Here is an 18,718-nt window from a genome sequence, read left to right as displayed (position 1 = left end):
CTTATGCAGACGATCTACTTCCACGGCATGCCCGGCTCACCAGCCGAATTGGGTTTGTTCCCCGACGTTGCCGCTTCGTCCTGGTACGCTCCGAACCGGGGAGAGTTGCCTCGGCAGTCCGCCGTCGCGCTCGCTGCCGTCATCGCCTTCTGGCTATGAACGAGTTTGGACCCTAAGCGTCGCGATCATCGGCCGAACGCTGACAGCCAACAAGCTTTCGAAGGACCGAGAAGATCGCCAATCGCCTTTAGGTAGCCTTCCAACGCAGCACGCCCAATCTCAGACAGGTGAAACCTTGTAGCAGCCGACGGAAACCCGCCGATGTGTACGCTACAGCCCGAAAATGCCGCACGGGATTTCGAGGGGGCTTCCAGTACCGATATCTATCGCTTTCAATCGCCTTAGAGAAGGAGATTGAGAATGCGAAAGACCGAAACTACCCAAATCAGGCGAACAATCCGGCGCCACCAGTTACGCGAGATGGTGCCGATGGCTGACAGCACGATTTATGAAATGGAACAACGTGGCGAGTTCCCCCGTCGGTTCGCGCTCTCGCCACGTTGCATCGTCTGGGACCTGGCCGAGGTCGAGGCCTGGCTGATGGCACGGCGGGCTGCCCCGATCCGTCAAGCACAGCACCCTGACGTCACCAAGCGCAAAACCCGACCGGTCAAAGGGCGGGATCAAGCTCCATCACAGGCATAGCTGGCGGCAGAAGCGTTGGAGCGTGCTTCCGACCGTCGATCCAGGCGTCAACGGTATCCGCCCATTCCTGCATCATATGCCGGCGCTGCACCTCATATTCGGCCTTGTTGTAGACGCCGCGCGATGAACGTCCGTCCTCATGCGCCAGGCACTTTTCGATCCAGTCGCTGTTAAAGCCTAGCTCATTTAGCAGCGTCGAGCCCGTCCGCCGCAGATCATGGACCGTGAAGGGCTCCAGCGGCAGCCCCTCCTTCTTGGCCTGTTCGACGACGGCATACGTGACCCGATTGAAGGTCGCGCGCGACATCGGGGCGTCCGCGTCGTACCGGGATGGCAACAGATATCGGGAGTTGCCGGAGCAGGTCTTGAGGGCGATCATGATGTCCAACGTCTGTCGGCACAGGTAGACGTTGTGCGGCTTCGACCGCTTCATGCGCTCCTTCGGGATGGTCCAGACGGCGTTGTCGAAATCGATCTCGTCCCACACCGCATCCTGCAACTCACTTTTCCGGACCATGGTGAGGAGGAAAAGTTTCATGCCGAGGCGGATTGTCGGTAGCGTCGCGACATGCTCGAGCTGTTTGAACATGATGCGGATCTCGGCGGGTGAAAGCGCGCGGTCCTTCGGCGTAAAGGTGGCGATCGAGGCCGGACCAACGTCATCGGCCGGATTGGCGACCTTCTCGCCGTGCAGAATGGCATAGCCGTAGATCTGCTTCAGGATATCGCGCACATGGATAGCAGTTGCAGGCGCGCCCCGTTCGACGATCTTGCCGCAGTGAGCGCGCAGATCGTCAGGTGTAATCTCTGTCAGGAGACGATTCCGCCAGACGGGCATGAGTTCGCGTTCGAAGATGGAGCGACGCATCGCGCGCGTGCTGTCGGCCATGGTTGCGTTGGTCAGCCATTTCTCGCCGAACTGGCCGAAGCTTTTTGCTTCCTTGATCCGGCGCTTCTCCCGCTGCTTCTCGATGGCGGGAGACCGCCCCTCCGCGATCGCGCGCCGCGCGTCGATGCATAGCTCGCGAGCCCTGGCGAGCGATATTCCGTCACGGGCATATCTGCCGAGATAGACAGTCTCCCGCCTGCCGTTCAGCCGATAGTCGAGCCTGAACGAGATGGCACCCGACGGCGCGACGCGCACATACATGCCGTCACGATCGGATACCTTGTACATTTTGGCTTTTGGTTTCAAACACTTGAGTGCTGCATCGGTCAACATTTCGGGCCTCCTTGCGGAAAAGTACCGTCACGCGGTTTTTGGAGGCTGATGGCTTAGAAAACGCTTATATTTCAGCGTATTAGTTCGAAAAAAGTACCGTCATTGGCCTCGTTTGACCTGACGGTACTTTCGTTTTTCCGGTTGATCAATGGGGGCGAGGTCCGTCAGCGAGGCCGACGAACGCGATCAATGCCCACCGATAGATGTCGATAGGCATCGTGATGATTTATTTTTGTTTTCAGTATCTTAGGTCGTGCTTTAGCGTAAATTCGGCGGCGTTTGGATGGGCCTGAATCATTCCCACTCGATCGTCCCGGGCGGCTTGCTTGTCACGTCGTAGACGACGCGGTTGATGCCCTTTACCTCGTTGATGATGCGGGTTGCCGCGCGGCCGAGGAAGTCCATGTCGTAGTGGTAGAAATCCGCCGTCATGCCATCGACCGATGTCACCGCGCGCAGGGCGCAGACATATTCATAGGTGCGTCCGTCGCCCATCACGCCGACGGTCTGTACCGGCAACAGCACGGCGAAGGCCTGCCAGATGGCGTCGTAGAGGCCCGCCTTGCGAATCTCGTCGAGATAGACCGCATCGGCGGCGCGCAGGATGTCGAGCTTCTCGCGTGTCACGCCGCCGGGGCAGCGGATCGCCAGGCCGGGACCGGGAAAAGGATGGCGGCCGATGAAATGCTCGGGCAGGCCGAGTTCCTTGCCCAGCACCCGCACCTCGTCCTTGAACAATTCGCGCAGCGGTTCGACAAGGCTCATCCGCATGTGCTCGGGCAAGCCGCCGACATTGTGGTGCGACTTGATGGTCACCGAAGGACCGCCGGTGAAGGAAACGCTCTCGATCACATCGGGATAAAGCGTGCCCTGCACCAGGAAATCGGCCGATTGTCCATCCTGGGCAAGCTTCTTCGCCTCTTCGTCGAACACTTCGATGAACAGGCGGCCGATGGTCTTGCGCTTCGTCTCGGGATCGCTCTCGCCTTCCAGGGCGCCGATGAAACGGTCGGCGGCATCGACCAGGATGAGCGGCAGATTGTAATGCTCGCGGAACATGGCGACCACGTCGGCCGCCTCGTTCTTGCGCATCAATCCGTGGTCGACCAGGATGCAGGTCAGCTGGTCGCCGACGGCTTCGTGCGTCAAAAGCGCCGCAACGGAGGAATCGACGCCGCCCGAAAGCGCACAGATCACCTTGCCCTTGCCGACCTGTTTCCTGATCGCCTCGACGGCCTGCTCGCGGTAGGCGGCCATCGTCCAGTCGCCCTTCAGGCCGGCGATGTTCTGCACGAAATTGGTCAGGAGCCTGGCGCCATCGGGCGTGTGCACCACCTCGGGATGGAACTGCACGCCGTAATATTTGCGCGCCTCGTCGGCGATGGCGGCGAAGGGGGCGCCGGTCGAGGTGCCAACGATCCTGAAGCCCGGCGGCAGGGCGGTGACCCGGTCGCCATGGCTCATCCACACCTGGTGGCGGGTGCCCTTGGCCCAGACGCCGTCGAACAGGGCGCATTCACCCTCGATCTCGAGGAAGGCTCGGCCGAACTCGCGGTGGTCGCTGCCTTCGACCTTGCCGCCGAGCTGGGCGCACATGGTCTGTTCGCCATAGCAGATGCCGAGCACGGGGAGCCCCGATTCGAAAATCACATCGGGCGCGCGCGGGCTGCCGATGTCGACCGTCGAGGCCGGGCTGCCGGACAGGATGACCGCCTTCGGCTGCAGGCGCCGAAAGGCTTCATCCGCCGATTGGAACGGGGCGATTTCGCAGTAGACGCCTGCCTCGCGCACGCGCCGCGCAATGAGCTGCGTCACCTGGCTGCCGAAATCGACGATGAGAACCGTATCGGCCGAAGCCGCATCTGGGCGAAGAGTGTCGGGATGGGATATCGTCATGGCGAGCCTTTAATGAAACGCGGCCTGCTTCGCAACCTCTATCACCCCCGGCGAGCGGGATTCTTGCCGCCTGTTTCCCGTGAAAGCCAGGCAAGCGCCGCTTTCAGGGCCGAGAGCTGTTCCTCGCCAAGCGCCCGGCGGTAGCGCTCCTCGATCTCGAGCTTGATGCGGTCGGCGTCGCGCAGGGCCGCGCGGCCCTTCGGCGTGTGCGCGATGATTCGCGCCCGCTTGTCGTTCGGGGCGGGCACCCGGCACAGGATCCCCTCCCCTTCGAGCCCATCGACAAGCTGCTGCACCGCCTGTTTGGAAATTCCCATCCGCGCGATCAGCCTGGATTGCGGTGTGCCGTTTCGCCCTATGTGGCCGAGAAGCGTGGCCCGCGCATCGGTCATCCAGCCATGGCCCGCGGCACCCATGGCTGCGACGAAATCCTCCTGCCAGAGGCGGCTTGCCTGCCAAAGGCGCCAGCCGATGTGATCCGGCCCGTCATCCGCATTGTCGTCAAGCACCTTGACCATATTGTCGCGACCACCTATTAGTCAAGAAACTTGACTACCCTTGCATCTTCCGGAACCCCAGACAAGCGAACACAAAAACCCTGGAGCGCGCAATGACTGTGCTGATGAAAGAAACCCTGCAATTCCTGCTCCCCGGAACGACCCATGTGCTGGAGCGCAACGGCAAGGACGCCTATGTCTATCTCGGGCGGGACGGAACCGGCCATATGCTGCTCGACACCGGCGAGACCCGCACGGGCACGTGGCGTCTTCTCGACGATGGCTACGCCACTAAATGGGACGGCGGGCAGCAGGGCGAGTGGACGCTGGAGGCGACGCCGGAGGGCGTTGCCTATGTCTCCCGCGACGGCAGCCAGCGGCTGAAGCTGAACGGCATCCTGTTCGGCAACGCGAAGAACCTGCCGCGGTGACGCGTCAGGCGGCAAGCAGGCCGGCGCCGATCGCCGTTTCGAGCCGGTCGACGGCAGCGGCCAGCTTTTCGTCGATGACATGCAGATATTCGGTCCAGTCGCCGACATGGCGCAGTTCGTCCGCGCCGTCCGAGATGCCGCGCAGCGCCACCAGCCCGACGCCGAAGCGCTGGCAGGCGCGCAGGCAGGCATAGGTCTCCATGTCGACCATGTCGGCGGCGACGTGGTCATAGGCGGCGCCGGAGACGATGTTGCCGCCGGTCGACAGCGTCGCCTCGCGAAGGCCGGGAATGCGCAGCGGCAGGGGAACCACCGCCGGCAGGTCGAGAAACGGCGTCGCACCCTTCTCGAAACCAAGCGGCGAAGCGTCCATGTCGCGATAGGAGACGGCGGTCGCCTGGTAGATCTCCGTCTGTTCGAGCCGGCGGCTGCCGGCAGAACCCAGCGAGACGAGGAGATCGGGCAGCCGGCCTTCGGCCTGCAGGATCGCCAGTTCCGCACCCAGCACCACGCCGGCCTCGACCGGGCCGACCCCGGTCATCAGCGGCTTGAAGCGGCGCCTCAGATGCGGCCCGTACTCCGCCTCGGCGGCCATGACGAACAGCACGCTGCGGCCTGAAAGGATCGCCGGTTCGACGATGGCCGGCATCATCCCTCGATCCCATGGCGGCCGACAATGGTCATCATGGTGCCGGTCATGGTGGCGATCAGCTTCGCCTCCCCTTCCCCGCTATAGGCATAGGCCTGGCCGTCGGCGACGATGATCGTCCGGCCGGGCTTGGTGACGGAGCCACGAAACAGGAACCGCTCACCCTTGCCGGGCGCCAGCAGATTGACCTTGAATTCGATCGTCAGCACGGCGGCCTCGTCGGGCATCAGCGAATAGGCGGCATAGCCGCAGGCGGAATCGAGCGCCGTGGAGATCACGCCCGCGTGCAGGAAGCCGTGCTGCTGCGTCAGGTCCTGCGCATAGGGCATTTCGATCTCGACCACGCCGGGCGTCACCAATGTCAGTTCGGCGCCGATGGTCGCCATCATCTTCTGGCGCTCGAAGCTGGCCCGCACCCGCGTCTCGATCTGGTCTGTCGTCATCGCGCCCCGCTCCTTCTGTCTGGTCCGCGCTCAGCGGCGCTCGAATGCCGCGAAATAAAACCCGTCCGTACCGGTGCGCAACGGCGAAAGGGCGATGCCCAGCGCCGGGTCGATGCGCGCCGGAATGGCCTTGTCGGGAAAATTCCGCTGCCACAGGGCCGCGTGATCGACAGGCTGGAAGGCTGGAAATGCGTCGAGAAACGCCTTGACCCGGTCAGCGTTCTCCTCGGCGAAGACCGAGCACGTGACATAGGCGAGCCGGCCGCCGGGGCGCACGAAGCGACTGGCCTTTTCGAGGATTTCCGCCTGTTCGGCCTGGCGCTGTTCGAGCTGCTTTTCCGAAAGCCGCCATTTGGCGTCGGGTCGGCGCCGCCATGTGCCCGATCCGGTGCACGGCGCGTCGACCAGCACCAGGTCCATCCGGCCTTCGAGCGGCGCCAGCGCCGCCTCGCCGGCGACCGCCTGCACATTGCGACAGCCGGCCCGCCGCAACCGGTCGAAGATCGGCGCGAGGCGCTGCTTGTCGGCGTCGAAGGCGCAGATCTGGCCGGTGTTTTCCATCGCCGCCGACATGGCGAGCGACTTGCCGCCGGCGCCGGCGCAGAAATCGAGCACCTGCATGCCAGGGGCAGCGCCGGCCAACGCCGCGACAATCTGCGACCCCTCGTCCTGTACCTCGAACCAGCCCTTTTGAAAGGCCGGCTCGGCCTGTACGTTGGGGTGCCGTCCCTGGCCGGCGATCGCCGCGATCCGCAAGCCGGCGGGCGCCAGCGCGCAGGGCGCGGCACCGGTCTCGGCAAGCGCGCGCAAGACCTTGTCAGGCGCGGCCTTCAGCGTGTTGACGCGCAGGTCGAGCGGCGGGCGCCGGGCGAGCGACGCCGCCTCGTCGATCCAGTCCGCGCCGCAGGCGCGCTCGAGGATCGGCTCGCACCAATCGGGGCAATCGGCGCGCACCCCGTCGGGCGCCTGCTCGAGCAGGCGTGTCTGCAGCGCGGCACGTTCCTGCGGCGAGAGACCGGGCGGCGCGAATGTATCGCCGGCCAACGCTTCGTCGAACTTCTCCGCTGTGAACCCTGCTTCGAGGATCAGCGCGCCAAGCGCCAGCGCGCGCGGCGTCTCCTCGCCCAGCAACCATGCGGCGGAGCGCTTGCGGCGCAACGCGTCATAGACGATGTTGCCGATGGCGGCGCGGTCCTTTGAACCGGCGAAACGGTGCGACAGGCCCCAATCCCTCAGCGCCTCGGCAGCCGGCCGATAGCGCCGGTCGATGTCTTCCAATACTTCGATGGCCGCAGCCAGTCTTCCGCCAAGTCGCATGTGGTCCCTTTGCCGGTTGCCCGAATGGCGCACAGCTAGCGGGAAGAGGCGCGATCGGCAAGGGCAACAGGGGGATTTCGGGGGGATACGAGGATCGGCCGTTGCGGCATGGATACCCGGCTCGGGGGCCGGGCATGACGATGGCGGGAAGCGTGCGGTCGATCGCGACGGCCGGAGATTGGCATATCCATCTCCACAAGTCGTCATACCCGGCCCCCGAGCCGGGTATCCATGCCGCAACGCCGGCGCATCGCGCCGACCCATGAAGACCCCCACCCTCCCCAAGAAAAACGGGCGCGGATCGCTCCGCGCCCGTCAGGCTTTCAAAGGCTTTTGCGCCGGCTTATTCGGCCGCCTGCTGCGGCGTCTTGCCGGATACGGGAAGCGCATTGGGCTCATAGCCATGCGCTTCCTTCAACGCCTTGCGGACGCCGTTGCCATAGTCGGGATGCACCTTGTCGAAATGGGCGAGCTGGCGCTCGATGATCTCGTCGGGCACGCCGCCCATGGCGGCCGCGATGTTGGAGAACAGCCGGTTCTTCTGCCGCTCGTCGAACAGGTTGAACAGCGCGCGCGGCTGGCCGTAATCGTCATTGCCGACGCGATGGTTGTAGCGGTCGGCATCGCCGGAAATCTTCAGCGGCGGCTCTTTTGCCGACGGCTGCTCGACAGGGCCGCCAAACGAGTTCGGCTCGTAGAAGGCGTCGGGATTGCCGGTCTTGATGCCGCCATAGGTGTTCATCTGGCCGTCGCGGTGATAATGCGCCACTTCGACCTTCGGCCGGTTGACCGGGATGGTCTCGTAATGGGTGCCGAGCCGGTGCCGGTGCGCGTCGGCATAGGAGAAGATGCGCGCCTGCAGCATCTTGTCCGGCGAAAACGAGATGCCGGGCACGATGTTGGACGGCGAGAACGCCGCGTTCTCGATCTCGGCGAAATAGTTCTCCGGATTGCGGTTCAGTTCCATCACGCCGATGTCGATCGGCGGATAATCGCCATGCGGCCAGACCTTGGTCAGGTCGAACGGGTTGTAGGGCGTCTTGTCCGCATCGGTCTCGGGCATGATCTGCACCTGGACCTTCCATTTCGGGAAGTCGCCGTTCTCGAGCGCGTTGTACAGGTCTTCCTGCGTCGATTCACGGGTCTTGCCGACCACCTGCTCGGCCTCCGCATTGGTCCAGTGCTTGTGGCCCTGCATGGTCTTGAAGTGGAATTTCACCCAATAGCGTTCGCCGGCGTCATTCCACAGCGAATAGGTGTGCGATCCGTAGCCGTTGATGTGGCGCACATCGGTCGGCAGGCCGCGGTCGGACATCAGGATCGTCACCTGGTGCAGGCTTTCAGGCGACAGCGACCAGAAATCCCACATCGCCGTCGGCGAGCGCATGTTGGTCTTGGGATGCCGCTTCTGGGTGTGGATGAAATCCGGAAACTTCACCGGGTCGCGCACGAAGAACACCGGCGTGTTGTTGCCGACCAGGTCCCAATTGCCCTCCTCGGTGTAGAATTTCAGCGCGAAGCCGCGCACGTCGCGCTCGGCGTCCGCCGCGCCCAGTTCGCCGGCGACCGTGGAGAAGCGCGCCAGCATCGGCGTCTCGGCGCCCGGCTGCAGCACCTTCGCCCTGGTGTATCTGGAGATGTCGCCGGTGATCTTCAGCGTGCCGTAGGCGCCCCAGCCCTTGGCGTGGACCGGGCGCTCGGGGATGCGCTCGCGGTTCTGATGCGCCAGTTTCTCGATGAGCTGGTAGTCCTGCAGGAGGACGGGACCGCGCTCGCCCGCCGTCACCGAATTCTGGTTGTCGCTGACGGGAGCGCCCGCTGAGGTGGTTATGGTGGGTTTATCGGCCATGTCTGAGTTTCCCTTGCTTGCGTGCCCGGATCGTCTGCCCTGGGTCACGGAACTGAATAAGGACGTGACGTGTCGAGGACCTGACTTGTTAAATGCCTGACTTGCTAAATGTCTGACTTGGAATGGTTCCAGACTAACCCGATTGTCGATAATTTCCAATTGTCTTTGCTATTCGTTTCGATAAAATTGCCTTATGATACGCATAACCATCCGCCAGATGCAGTATTTCGAGAGCCTGGCCGAAACGCTGCATTTCGGCCGTGCGGCAGCCGGTTGCGGCGTCACGCAGCCGGCCCTGTCGGCGCAGATTTCCGAAATGGAATCGCAACTCGGCTTCAAACTGTTCGAGCGCGGCGGCGGCGCGGTTCGGCTGACCGCCGAAGCGCTGGGCCTCAGGCCGCGCATCGAGCGCATCCTGGCGGAGCTGCGTGACCTGGAGAGCGAGGCGCGCCGCGAGCGGCAGGTGCTCGAAGGGCGCTTCCGGCTTGGCGTCATCCCCACGGTCGCCCCCTATCTCCTGCCCGAGTTGCTGCCGCGCCTGAAGCGGCGCTTTCCGCATTTGCAGCTGGAGATCCGGGAAGCGATCACCGCCACGCTTCTGGAGGAAACCGGCAATGGCCGCCTCGACGGCATGATCGCCGCCGAACCGCTCGACGATCCGCGGCTGGCGCATGAAATCCTGTTCGAGGACCCCTTCTATCTCGCCGTGCCGGAAGGCGAGGCCGAACGGATCGCCCCGCCCGTCGCCCAGGAGAGCATGGCGCTGGAGCGGCTGATGCTGCTCGACGACGGGCACTGCATGCGCGGCCAGGCGCTCGATATTTGCGGCATGGTCAAACCGGTGGCGATGGAAAGTTTCGGCGCCACCAGCCTGACGACGCTTCTGCACATGGTTTCGCATGGAATGGGCGTCACGCTGATCCCGCAACTGGCGCACGCCTCGGCGCGGTTGCTGCCGTCAGTGCGCGTTCTGCCGTTCATCGATCCCGGTCCCTCCAGGACGATCAGTCTCGCCTGGCGCAAGACGAACCCGCGGCAAGCGGATTTTTCCGCCCTGTGCGACATTGTCCGGGCCGCCCAGAAAATTACAAGCACAGGCGAGTTCTGACAAGTTTTATTGACTATCTTTCCTAAGAATAATATATATTTTCTTGGAAATTACATTCCAGAGAAAACTATATTATGAGTAAATGTTATATTTCAGAAGTCTTCGGAACGTTCTTACTTATTCTCATTGGCAATTTCGGGCTCACAGCGGATTGTCTCGGCAACATCACCACCAGCGACAGGCCGCTGACGAGCGGCCTGTCCTTCGGCTTCGCCATCGTCGTGCTGACCATCGTCCTCGGCCCCGTTTCGGGCGCGCATCTCAATCCGGCCATCACCCTCGGGTCGTGGTTCTCCGGGGCCATGCGCGCGCGCCGGATGGCCGGCTACCTCGTCGCTCAATTGAGTGGCGGCGCGTTCGCAGCGGCCGCCCTGTGGGCGATCGCGCTCGGCTGCACCGGCCGCTCCGGCAACGGCGCAATCTTGTTCACGTTCAGCAACCGGGAACTCGTGCAGGACTATGCCACTGAGGCCTTCGTTCTCATGGAATTCCTTGCCACTTTCATTCTCGTCACGGTGGCGCTGGGCGTCAGCAATTCGGGCCAGACGACCATCATGGCTGGCCTCATGATCGGCTTGACGCTTGCCGCACTGCATGTCGCCTTCGCCCCCATCGCCGGCAACGCGCTGAACCCGGCCCGGTCGATCGGCCAGGGGCTGATCAGCGGCGGCGTTACAGGGCTCGAACTCTGGTCATACATCCTGGCGCCGCTAGGCGGCGGCGCGCTGGCCGGGCTGACCGCCCGCGCCGGATTGTTTGCCCGAGACGATCCGCTCGACACGCCCGATCCGTGAGTCCGCATGACAATCCGCTCCTTGCCGGTCGGGTTTGCAGCTCCGGCGCACGTCCTCACGCCGCATATCGCTATTGCGGATGGATCAGAAGTCCGGCTACCAGCGCCATCCACATCAGGGCCAGCGCCAGAAAGCCGGCAATGAATAGGGGTTGCCGGTAGCGGATGCGGTTCGAGGTGATGTGAACATAGGCATGCGCATAGCGCGACAGGACAAAAACCCAGGCCAGGCCGATTGCCGGAGGGCCGGCATTGCCGGTCACGAACAGGGCCAGGCAGGCGGCGTGAAACAGGGTCGGCAACTCGAACTGGTTGGCCAGATTGTTGCGCACGAACAGGCTTTCGGGCGGCTCATCGCGATTTTCGCGGAATTGCGAAACCCGCGCGCTGCCGGTCGCCACCGCGCGTTTGCGGCGCACGGCGATCAGCAGATAAACGGCATAGACCAGAACCGCATGCGCCACCATCGGCCATAAAATACCGGTCTGCGTCATGGCTTCTCTCTTACGCGCAAAAGATCATCCCCCTGATCTCACACGGAACGATTGCTTTTTCAACGAGACTCACAGAATTCTCGATAATTGTTTTCTTTGACTGCGAGGGACTTATCATGAAAGCTTATGTGGCTGAAGTTTTCGGCACGTTCTGCCTTGTGTTCTTTGGGTGTGCGAGCGTGGTTACCGGCGGTTACGGCGGATTGCTGCCGGCCGGTGGCGTCGGCATCGCTCTGTCGTTCGGCATTGCCGTCATCGCGATGGCCTATGCGATCGGGCCGGTCTCCGGCGCGCATCTCAATCCGGCCGTGACGCTCGGCGCCTTCCTGTCCGGCCGCCTGCCGGCCAAGGATGTCGCGCCCTACATGGTTGCACAGGTGGTCGGCGGCATTCTCGGCGCCGCGGTCCTGTGGGTCATCGCCAGCGGCAACGCAGCCGGTGCGCCAGCGGTGCTGGCGGCCAATGGCTGGGATGCGGCCAATGGCTATTCGATGGGCTCGGCCTTCATCGCCGAGGCGGTGGCCACCTTCATCTTCGTCACCGTCATTCTCGGCGTCACCTCCAAGAAGCACGAGACGGCTTTCGCAGGACTGGTGATCGGCCTGACGCTGACGGTGATCCATCTGTGCCTGATCCCGATCACCGGCACCTCCGTCAATCCGGCCCGCTCCATCGGCCCGGCGCTGTTTTCGGGCAGCCTGGCGGTCGGCCAGCTCTGGCTGTTCATCCTGGCGCCGTTGGTGGGTGCGGCCGCAGCCGGTCTCGTCGCCAAGGCGCGAATTTTCGAGAAGGACTGAGCGAAAGGGGCCGCTGCCCCCTCAGACCGCTGGCAAACCCGGTCATTTTGACGGGGTTTGTCAGCGCTCCGAGCCCGCCGGTCCGCCGGCGGGCTTTTTCATGCCATGAACCTTCGTGCCTGACGGCGCAACCCACTCCTGGGAACATCAACCAGGAGAAACGTCATGCCCAGGCAAACGAAACGCAACCGCAGCGCTGCGCTCGCGCTCGCTCTGCTCGCATCCGCATTCCTCTGTCAGACCGCTTCCGCCGACCCGCTGGGTGGCGGTGACGCGAACATCAAGTCCATGTCCTTCAGCGCTACATCGGGCTCCACGACCCTGCACGTCATCTCCACGGACGGCCAGAAATGGGACAAGCTCAAGGCCGGCAACCTTGTCATCGACGCGGATATGGATCTCGACACGCGCTGGCCGGGCTACACGTACGAGACCGGCATCGTGCTCGGTGCCTGCGGCGGGCCGCTGTGCCAGTCCTTCCCGGCGATCTTCTTCGATCAGCCGGGCTCGCGCGACTATCACAAGCAGACGAACGTCGCCTTCGCGTCGAGCAAGATCCCGGTCTCCACCACCGGCATCGCCATCCTGCCCGACGGCGACCAGATGATCGCGCGCTGCAACGAGCACCTGCAGCCGGACGGCCCGACCAAGTCCTTCTCGTTCAACCACGAAATGTGGGCGACCTTCGTCGCCAACACCGGCAGCTACATCCACAACACCGACAACATTCTCTACGAAGCGAGCGCCGGCGACGGCATCGCCCATCCTGAAAGCATCGATCATGCCCGCAAGGACAGTTTCAACATCCAGGTGGTCTGCGACCCCGTCATAAAGCCGCCGACGGACGATCTTTCCCTGGACCAGGGCGATTTCAACGTCGAGAACGTCAAGCTTTTCCTCACCACCGTCATCCAGATCAACCCGACCGGCGGCAATCCTGGCACCGTCTGCCCGGTGCTGCGCGTCACCGCGCGCGCCGAGACCAACCAGGAAGGCCCGGTCACGATGCGCATCTGGGAGCAGTTGAACGGCGGCCCCATCACCTCCAAGGTCAAGCAGGCCTGGGCGAGCTACGATGCCGCCAAGAACGGCTATTTCGCCAGCTATGAGGAGTACAAGAATTTCGGCGCCACCACCCACGCGCAATACCGCGTCGAGATCGTCGACAACACCACGCCTTTCCCGCCCTTCGACGGCTGGAAGACGATCACCGTCCATTGCACCGGCGCGGGCGGCGGCGGGCTCACCACGACGCCGCCGGTCAATCCCGACCTGCCGCAGCCGCAGGCAAGCTGGGAGGGCGAGATCATCGTTGCCGACAGCGCCGGCGCCGACAAGTCCTGCCCACGCAAGGGCCAGGCGTTCTTCGCCGTCACCCGCCAGGTGCCCGGCGACTTCACCTACCGAATCTCGTGCTCGAACGGCGCTTTCTTCACCGGCACGGCGACCGCCTACAACCAGGGCAGCGGCATTTTCGAGGCCTATGGCGCGCATGATCTGAGCATCACCAAAACGCGCTCGATCCAGTGCACGCTGCAGGAATTGAAGCCGAACGGCACGCCGGTCACCATCGACACGGACAAGACCGATTTCACCTGCGCCAACCGCGCCATCGATCCGGGCAGCAACGACATCACCATCACCCCACGGCCGCAACCTCAAGAGCCGAAGGAGCCGTCCGTCGTCGTCATCCCGCAGCCGAAATGCTCGAACGGCCTCGTTCTGCGCAATGGCCGCTGCTTCAAGCGTCCCGTAACCGTGCGCCCGCGCCCGGTCCGGCCGACCCTGCCGCCGGTGGTCGTCACACCCCGGCCGCAGCCCGAATGCCTCGGCGGCATGGTCCTGCGCAACGGCAAATGCGTGCGCCGTCCGGTCATCGCCGAGCGTTGCGACCGCGGCGAGATCCTGCTGCGCGGCAAATGCGTCAGGAAGCCGGTGGTCAGCATCCTCTGCAAACCGGGCTACAAACTGGTGCGCGACAAATGCGTCAAGACCCCGGTCATCGTCCAGCGCTGCAAGCGCGGCGAGGTTCTGGTGCGCGGTCAATGCATCCAGAAGCCGGGCGTCAGCATCCTGTGCAAGCCTGGCTACAAGCTGGTGCGCGACAAGTGCGTCAAGCAGCCGGCGGTCACCACCCGCCAGCCCACGCGCGCGAAAACCTTCATCGCCCCGAAACCGCAGGTCGAGAAGCGCCGGGTTCTGCGCGGCCAGACCGTCCGCCCCCTGCGCCAGCGCCTCGATCGTCGCTGAACGGGCAGTGGAAAACTTTCGCCGGGCGGTCTCGGGACCGCCCGGTTTTCCGGCAGCAAACAGCATCCACCCGTCCACAAAACCATCGCAAAACCGTTACACGGCGGGACTAGAACTCTCCGGCAATCGCAAACGCTTCATGCAGGAGAGGCACCATGAAAAAAATCGCACTGCTCGCGCTGTCCACCGTCTTATCGGCCGGCACCGCCATGGCACAGGACATCAACCAGAAGGACAGCAAGTGGTTCACCGACGCCCAGGCGAAAATCCAGGAGATGATCGCTCGTCAGCCCAACACCGGCCGAGCCAGAAACGTCATTCTGTTTACGGCTGACGGCAACGGCATCGGCACCAACTACGCCATTCGCCTGTTCGCGGGTCAACAGGCCGGCGGGCTCGGAGACGACCACGTTCTCCCCTATGAGGCCTTCCCCAACCTGGCGCTGGTCAAGACCTACACGACCAATGGCCAGACGCCCGATTCCGCGCCGACCGCGTCGGCGATGAACACCGGCGTGAAGACCAAGAACACCATGATCAACGTGGCCGAGACGGTGAATGTCGGCGATTGCAATGCCGTTGCCGGCAATGAGCTGACCACGTTCGCCGAATTGGTCTCGGCCGCCGGCAAATCGGTCGGCGTCATCTCCACCGCCCGCATCACCCACGCCACGCCGGCCGGCGTCTACGCCAAGACGGCCAATCGCGACTGGGAAGACAACACCGGCCTTCCCGAGGGCTGCACGGCGCAGAAGGACATCGCCGCCCAGCTTGTCGACGCCATGAAGGCCGGCACGGTCGACCTCGCCTTCGGCGGCGGCCGCGCCCACTTCCTGCCCGAGCAGATCACCGACGAAGAAGGCAAGAAGGGCAAGCGCACCGACGAGCGCAATCTGGTCGAGGAGATCAAGGGCCTCGGCGGCCAGTATGTCTTCGACGACAAGACCTTCGCCGAGCTGTCGACCGACGGCACGAACGCGCCGATCCTCGGCCTGTTCGAGGGCTCGCACATGAAGTACGAGCAGGACCGCACCGGCGAGCCGTCGCTGGCCGAGATGACCGAGAAGGCCATCAAGGCGCTGAAGAACAACGAGAACGGCTTCTACCTCAACATCGAGGCCGGCCGCGTCGACCACGCCAACCATGACGGCAATCTGCACCGCACCCTGGTCGACGGCGTGGCGTTTGCCGAGGCCATCGCCAAGGCCGACGAACTGACCGATGACGCCGACACGCTGATCATCGTCACCGCCGATCATGAGCACGCCATCGCCTTCAACGGCTATTGCGGCCGCGGCTCGCCGGTCACCGGCCTGTGTTACGAGATCGACGATAATGGCTCGAAGCATGTCGATACGCCGAACAAGGGGCTCGACGGCAAGCCCTACACGGTCGTCGGCTACCTGAACGGCGCCGGCTCGATCCTCAAGGAGCAGGCCGACGGCTCCTATTCGGGCACGCGCGGCGACCTCACCAACGAGGAGGCGATGGATCCCGACTATCTGCAGCAGGCACTGGTGCCGATGCTGTCGGAAACCCATTCGGGCGAGGATGTCTCCGTCCTCGCCAAGGGTCCCTGGTCGCATCTCTTCGATGGCGTGATCGAGCAGAACTACATCTTCCACGTCATGAACCACGCGGTGAACGCGGAGTTGCAGGGCAACTGACCCGCGCTTTCAATCTGGAAGGGCCGCAGCCGGCCCTTCCATTACCCCCGATAGATTCATGACCTGGAGAGCCTCATGAAACGCAGACACTTCATCGCCGCCGGGCTGAGCCTCGCGGCCGCCACCGGCGCCCGCGCCGAGAACGGCCCGGTGCGCCTGCGCGAACTCTACAACAAGGATTTGTCCTTCTCCGATCTGGCGCACTCGCTCGCCGACCGGCGCATCACCGTTTCCGGCTTCATGGCGCCGCCATTGAAGGCCGAATCCACCTTCTTCGTGCTCACCAACCGCCCGATGACCGTCTGCCCCTTCTGCGAGACCGAAGCCGAGTGGCCGGACGACATCCTCGCCATCTACACCAAGCGGACGCTCGACGTGATGCCGTTCAACGTGCGGCTGGTGACGCGCGGCACGCTGGAACTCGGCGCCTTCAAGGATGCGGAAACCGGCTTCGTCAGCCGCGTCAGGCTGCGCGAAGCCGTCTACGAGCGCGGCTGATCATGGCCTTGTCGCTGTGGGTCGATGGGCTGGTGGTCCGCAGCCAGCGCGGCCGCGCCATCCTCGAAATCGACCGCTTCACGTCCGAGCCCGGCATCCGGCTCGGCATTCGCGGCCCCTCAGGTGCCGGCAAATCCACCTTCCTCCACGTCTTGGCCGGCCTTCTGCCGCGCGTCGAGGGCAGTGTGCGCTGGGGCGAGCACGCTCTGACCGGCCGGGGCGCCGCCGGCGGCGATGCCGCCCGAACCGGCTTCCGCCGTGCCCATATCGGCATGGTGTTCCAGGACTTCCTGCTGTTCGAGGAGTTGGGCGCCGCGGCCAACGCGTCCATCGCCGCCAGCTACGCGCCGGCCGGCGAACGCGCGGCGATCCGCGACCGCGCCGAGGAATTGCTTGCCCGTCTGGGCATCGAACCCGGTCAGGCCCGCACCGTGCGCAGCTTCTCCGGCGGCGAGCGCCAGCGTGTCGCCATCGCCCGCGCCCTGGCCCACGACCCGGCCATCATCCTCGCCGACGAGCCGACCGCCAGCCTCGACCGCGCCGCCGCAGACCGCCTGATCGCCGATCTCGCCGACCTTGCCCGCGCCACCGGCAAGACGCTGATCGCCGTCAGCCACGATGCGGCGCTGCACCGCCGCATGGACCGGGTGATCGACATCGCCGACGGCCGCCTGCAACGCGACGAGCCGGTTCATGCCTGACATCCTCTCCGATTGGTGGAACCTGCTTGCGCCGGGCGTGCAGGACGCGCTGTGGTTCGCCCTGCTTTTCGCCCCCGCCCTTCTCACCGGCGTCGCCGTCACGCGCGGCTACCGGCCCTACGGCCTGGCCGGCGCCATGCTGTGGCGCTTTCGCTGGGCCAGCCTCCTGTTTGCGCTGCTGATCGCCACTTCGATCGGCATCGGCGTCGGCCTGATCGCCCAGGAGCGCGCCCTGCGCCAGGGCACCGCGCGGGCAGCGGAAAAGTTCGATCTTGTCGTCTCCGCTCCCGGCAGCGAGGTGACCATGCTGATGGCCGCCGTCTATCTGCAGCCGTCCGACGTGCCGCTCCTGTCCGGCGAGATCTATGACCAGATCGCCGGGCATCCCGACGTGGCGCTCGCCGCCCCCATCGCCTTTGGCGATTCCCATGCCGGCGCACCGGTGGTGGGCACGACGCAGGCGTTCATCGCCCACCTCGCCGGCGACCTTCTGGAGGGCCGCGCCTTCGCCGACCCGCGCGAGGCGGTCGCCGGCTTCTCGGCGCCTGTGGCGCCCGGTGGCCGTTTCACCGCCGACCACGGCATTGGCGATGCGGTGGAACAAGGCGCCCATGCCGGCCACGAATACACCGTCGTCGGCCGCATGCGGCGCACCGGCAGCCCCTGGGACCGGGCGATCCTCGTTCCCGTCGAGGCGGTCTGGGCGGTGCATGGTCTGGCCGACGGCCACGCGCCGGAAAATGCCGGCCGGCTCGGCCCGCCCTTCGATCCCGCCTATTTTCCCGGCACCCCGGCCATTCTGGTTCACGCCGAAGCCCTGTGGGCCAATTACGCTCTGCAATCCGAGTTCACGCGGGCCGACACCATGGCCTTCTTTCCCGGCGCCGTGCTTGCCCGCCTGCACGGGCTCCTCGGCGATGTGCGCCGGATCATGTCGGTGCTCGCCATCGTCACCCAGATGCTGGTCGCAGCCGGCGTCCTCACCGGCCTCGTCATCCTCACCCGCCTGTTTTCCCGCCAGTTGGCGCTCTTGCGCGCGCTGGGCGCCGAACGGCGCTTCGTCTTCGCCGTGGTGTGGTGCGTCGCCGCCGCCCTCGTCGCCGTCGGCGCCTTGCTCGGCGTCGCGCTCGGCCTGGCCGCCGCCGGCATCATTTCGCGCATCGTCTCGGCGCGCACCGAAATCCTCATCGAGGCCAGCCTGGCCTGGCCCGAGTTTCACCTGGTCGCCGCCTTCGTCAGTGCCACCATCCTGATGGCCTTGATGCCGGCGGCGATCGTCCTGGCACGTCCTGTGGTGCCGGATCTTCGCGGCTAGTCGCGGCGTGCGGCAAAGAAATGGGTTCCTGCACGATCACCGCCTAAGCTGCACACACGCATATGCACACCCGGCCCGCGCCTGGA

The 18,718-nt window shown here is 64.5% G+C and carries 19 protein-coding genes; 11 read left to right on the top strand and 8 right to left on the bottom strand.

The window, feature by feature from the left end; genetic code table 11:
• Positions 1-3: 3 nt before the first annotated feature.
• Both AB843_RS25755 and AB843_RS25170 read left to right on the top strand, forming a co-directional pair.
• A complete protein-coding gene (locus AB843_RS25755; protein ID WP_157384577.1) occupies positions 4-159 on the top strand; it encodes a hypothetical protein in 156 nt (51 codons plus the stop codon).
• Between the two features lie 261 nt (positions 160-420).
• Complete coding sequence (locus AB843_RS25170; protein ID WP_082143947.1) at positions 421-705, top strand: helix-turn-helix transcriptional regulator; 285 nt, start codon at positions 421-423, stop codon at positions 703-705.
• Here the strand turns inward: AB843_RS25170 and AB843_RS21730 are convergent.
• The 3 genes from AB843_RS21730 to AB843_RS21720 all read right to left on the bottom strand — a co-directional run bounded on the left by AB843_RS21730 (position 671) and on the right by AB843_RS21720 (position 4,341).
• Positions 671-1,927, bottom strand: coding sequence for a tyrosine-type recombinase/integrase (locus AB843_RS21730; RefSeq protein WP_048648998.1), 1,257 nt, complete (start codon positions 1,925-1,927; stop codon positions 671-673). The two genes, AB843_RS25170 and AB843_RS21730, sit on opposite strands and share 35 nt — an antisense overlap.
• Positions 1,928-2,221: 294 nt before the next feature.
• Positions 2,222-3,823: a glutamine-hydrolyzing GMP synthase gene (gene guaA, locus AB843_RS21725; RefSeq protein ID WP_048648997.1), complete on the bottom strand. Its 1,602-nt coding sequence runs from the start codon at positions 3,821-3,823 to the stop codon at positions 2,222-2,224.
• Positions 3,824-3,864: 41 nt separating this feature from the next.
• Complete coding sequence (locus tag AB843_RS21720) at positions 3,865-4,341, bottom strand: MarR family winged helix-turn-helix transcriptional regulator (protein WP_048648996.1); 477 nt, start codon at positions 4,339-4,341, stop codon at positions 3,865-3,867.
• Positions 4,342-4,433: 92 nt separating this feature from the next.
• On the opposite strand from AB843_RS21720, the gene AB843_RS21715 reads away from it, so the two are divergent.
• Positions 4,434-4,751 (top strand): hypothetical protein, encoded by a 318-nt coding sequence (locus tag AB843_RS21715; protein WP_048648995.1) that lies wholly within the window; start codon positions 4,434-4,436, stop codon positions 4,749-4,751.
• 4 nt (positions 4,752-4,755) lie between these two features.
• On the opposite strand, the gene AB843_RS21710 is transcribed toward AB843_RS21715, so the two are convergent.
• The 4 genes from AB843_RS21710 to katA all read right to left on the bottom strand — a co-directional run bounded on the left by AB843_RS21710 (position 4,756) and on the right by katA (position 9,009).
• Complete coding sequence (locus AB843_RS21710) at positions 4,756-5,403, bottom strand: 5'-methylthioadenosine/S-adenosylhomocysteine nucleosidase (protein WP_048648994.1); 648 nt, start codon at positions 5,401-5,403, stop codon at positions 4,756-4,758.
• Complete coding sequence (locus AB843_RS21705; protein WP_048648993.1) at positions 5,400-5,843, bottom strand: PaaI family thioesterase; 444 nt, start codon at positions 5,841-5,843, stop codon at positions 5,400-5,402. Before AB843_RS21705 ends, AB843_RS21710 begins: the two co-directional genes overlap by 4 nt.
• A gap of 30 nt (positions 5,844-5,873) precedes the next feature.
• A complete protein-coding gene (locus tag AB843_RS21700) occupies positions 5,874-7,160 on the bottom strand; it encodes an RsmB/NOP family class I SAM-dependent RNA methyltransferase (protein WP_048648992.1) in 1,287 nt (428 codons plus the stop codon).
• 343 nt (positions 7,161-7,503) lie between these two features.
• Entirely contained in the window at positions 7,504-9,009 is a 1,506-nt protein-coding gene (gene katA, locus AB843_RS21695; protein ID WP_048648991.1) for a catalase KatA, read from the bottom strand.
• 193 nt (positions 9,010-9,202) lie between these two features.
• On the opposite strand from katA, the gene AB843_RS21690 reads away from it, so the two are divergent.
• Positions 9,203-10,117 (top strand): hydrogen peroxide-inducible genes activator, encoded by a 915-nt coding sequence (locus AB843_RS21690; protein ID WP_048648990.1) that lies wholly within the window; start codon positions 9,203-9,205, stop codon positions 10,115-10,117.
• Positions 10,118-10,191: 74 nt separating this feature from the next.
• The gene (locus AB843_RS21685) at positions 10,192-10,911 is read left to right on the top strand and encodes an MIP/aquaporin family protein (protein WP_048648989.1); all 720 of its coding nucleotides are present in this window, start codon (positions 10,192-10,194) and stop codon (positions 10,909-10,911) included.
• Positions 10,912-10,981: 70 nt separating this feature from the next.
• Here AB843_RS21685 and AB843_RS21680 read toward each other — a convergent pair whose 3' ends face one another.
• Positions 10,982-11,404 carry an MAPEG family protein gene (locus AB843_RS21680; protein WP_048648988.1) on the bottom strand — a complete coding sequence of 141 codons (423 nt, stop codon included), beginning with the start codon at positions 11,402-11,404 and terminating at the stop codon, positions 10,982-10,984.
• Between the two features lie 116 nt (positions 11,405-11,520).
• Here AB843_RS21680 and AB843_RS21675 point away from each other — a divergent pair, with 116 nt between their 5' ends.
• From AB843_RS21675 to AB843_RS21650, 6 genes are all read left to right on the top strand, one after another.
• On the top strand, positions 11,521-12,201 hold the full coding sequence (locus tag AB843_RS21675) for an MIP family channel protein (RefSeq protein WP_048648987.1): 681 nt from the start codon (positions 11,521-11,523) through the stop codon (positions 12,199-12,201).
• Positions 12,202-12,366: 165 nt separating this feature from the next.
• Positions 12,367-14,451 (top strand): hypothetical protein, encoded by a 2,085-nt coding sequence (locus tag AB843_RS21670; protein ID WP_048648986.1) that lies wholly within the window; start codon positions 12,367-12,369, stop codon positions 14,449-14,451.
• Between the two features lie 155 nt (positions 14,452-14,606).
• Complete coding sequence (locus AB843_RS21665) at positions 14,607-16,118, top strand: alkaline phosphatase (protein WP_048648985.1); 1,512 nt, start codon at positions 14,607-14,609, stop codon at positions 16,116-16,118.
• Positions 16,119-16,193: 75 nt separating this feature from the next.
• Positions 16,194-16,616: a hypothetical protein gene (locus AB843_RS21660; RefSeq protein WP_048648984.1), complete on the top strand. Its 423-nt coding sequence runs from the start codon at positions 16,194-16,196 to the stop codon at positions 16,614-16,616.
• Positions 16,617-16,618: 2 nt separating this feature from the next.
• The gene (locus tag AB843_RS21655) at positions 16,619-17,317 is read left to right on the top strand and encodes an ABC transporter ATP-binding protein (RefSeq protein WP_048648983.1); all 699 of its coding nucleotides are present in this window, start codon (positions 16,619-16,621) and stop codon (positions 17,315-17,317) included.
• Positions 17,310-18,632, top strand: coding sequence for an FtsX-like permease family protein (locus AB843_RS21650; protein ID WP_048648982.1), 1,323 nt, complete (start codon positions 17,310-17,312; stop codon positions 18,630-18,632). The genes AB843_RS21655 and AB843_RS21650 overlap by 8 nt, the downstream gene beginning before the upstream one ends.
• Positions 18,633-18,718 lie beyond the last annotated feature (86 nt).

The organism is Nitratireductor soli (genome assembly GCF_001050155.1).
In the GTDB taxonomy this organism is placed as follows: Bacteria; Pseudomonadota; Alphaproteobacteria; order Rhizobiales; family Rhizobiaceae; genus Nitratireductor; species Nitratireductor soli.
The sequence above is the reverse complement of the archived record's forward strand: the minus strand, read 5'-3'. Positions and strand labels throughout refer to the sequence as shown.

Bases quoted from the DNA above. Each gene is read 5' to 3' on its own strand.
- AB843_RS25755 (WP_157384577.1), top strand. From the start codon at position 4: ATGCAGACGATCTACTTCCACGGCATGCCCGGCTCACCAGCCGAATTG.
- AB843_RS25170 (WP_082143947.1), top strand. From the start codon at position 421: ATGCGAAAGACCGAAACTACCCAAATCAGGCGAACAATCCGGCGCCAC.
- AB843_RS21730 (WP_048648998.1), bottom strand. From the start codon at position 1,927: ATGTTGACCGATGCAGCACTCAAGTGTTTGAAACCAAAAGCCAAAATG.
- guaA (WP_048648997.1), bottom strand. From the start codon at position 3,823: ATGACGATATCCCATCCCGACACTCTTCGCCCAGATGCGGCTTCGGCC.
- AB843_RS21720 (WP_048648996.1), bottom strand. From the start codon at position 4,341: ATGGTCAAGGTGCTTGACGACAATGCGGATGACGGGCCGGATCACATC.
- AB843_RS21715 (WP_048648995.1), top strand. From the start codon at position 4,434: ATGACTGTGCTGATGAAAGAAACCCTGCAATTCCTGCTCCCCGGAACG.
- AB843_RS21710 (WP_048648994.1), bottom strand. From the start codon at position 5,403: ATGATGCCGGCCATCGTCGAACCGGCGATCCTTTCAGGCCGCAGCGTG.
- AB843_RS21705 (WP_048648993.1), bottom strand. From the start codon at position 5,843: ATGACGACAGACCAGATCGAGACGCGGGTGCGGGCCAGCTTCGAGCGC.
- AB843_RS21700 (WP_048648992.1), bottom strand. From the start codon at position 7,160: ATGCGACTTGGCGGAAGACTGGCTGCGGCCATCGAAGTATTGGAAGAC.
- katA (WP_048648991.1), bottom strand. From the start codon at position 9,009: ATGGCCGATAAACCCACCATAACCACCTCAGCGGGCGCTCCCGTCAGC.
- AB843_RS21690 (WP_048648990.1), top strand. From the start codon at position 9,203: ATGATACGCATAACCATCCGCCAGATGCAGTATTTCGAGAGCCTGGCC.
- AB843_RS21685 (WP_048648989.1), top strand. From the start codon at position 10,192: ATGAGTAAATGTTATATTTCAGAAGTCTTCGGAACGTTCTTACTTATT.
- AB843_RS21680 (WP_048648988.1), bottom strand. From the start codon at position 11,404: ATGACGCAGACCGGTATTTTATGGCCGATGGTGGCGCATGCGGTTCTG.
- AB843_RS21675 (WP_048648987.1), top strand. From the start codon at position 11,521: ATGAAAGCTTATGTGGCTGAAGTTTTCGGCACGTTCTGCCTTGTGTTC.
- AB843_RS21670 (WP_048648986.1), top strand. From the start codon at position 12,367: ATGCCCAGGCAAACGAAACGCAACCGCAGCGCTGCGCTCGCGCTCGCT.
- AB843_RS21665 (WP_048648985.1), top strand. From the start codon at position 14,607: ATGAAAAAAATCGCACTGCTCGCGCTGTCCACCGTCTTATCGGCCGGC.
- AB843_RS21660 (WP_048648984.1), top strand. From the start codon at position 16,194: ATGAAACGCAGACACTTCATCGCCGCCGGGCTGAGCCTCGCGGCCGCC.
- AB843_RS21655 (WP_048648983.1), top strand. From the start codon at position 16,619: ATGGCCTTGTCGCTGTGGGTCGATGGGCTGGTGGTCCGCAGCCAGCGC.
- AB843_RS21650 (WP_048648982.1), top strand. From the start codon at position 17,310: ATGCCTGACATCCTCTCCGATTGGTGGAACCTGCTTGCGCCGGGCGTG.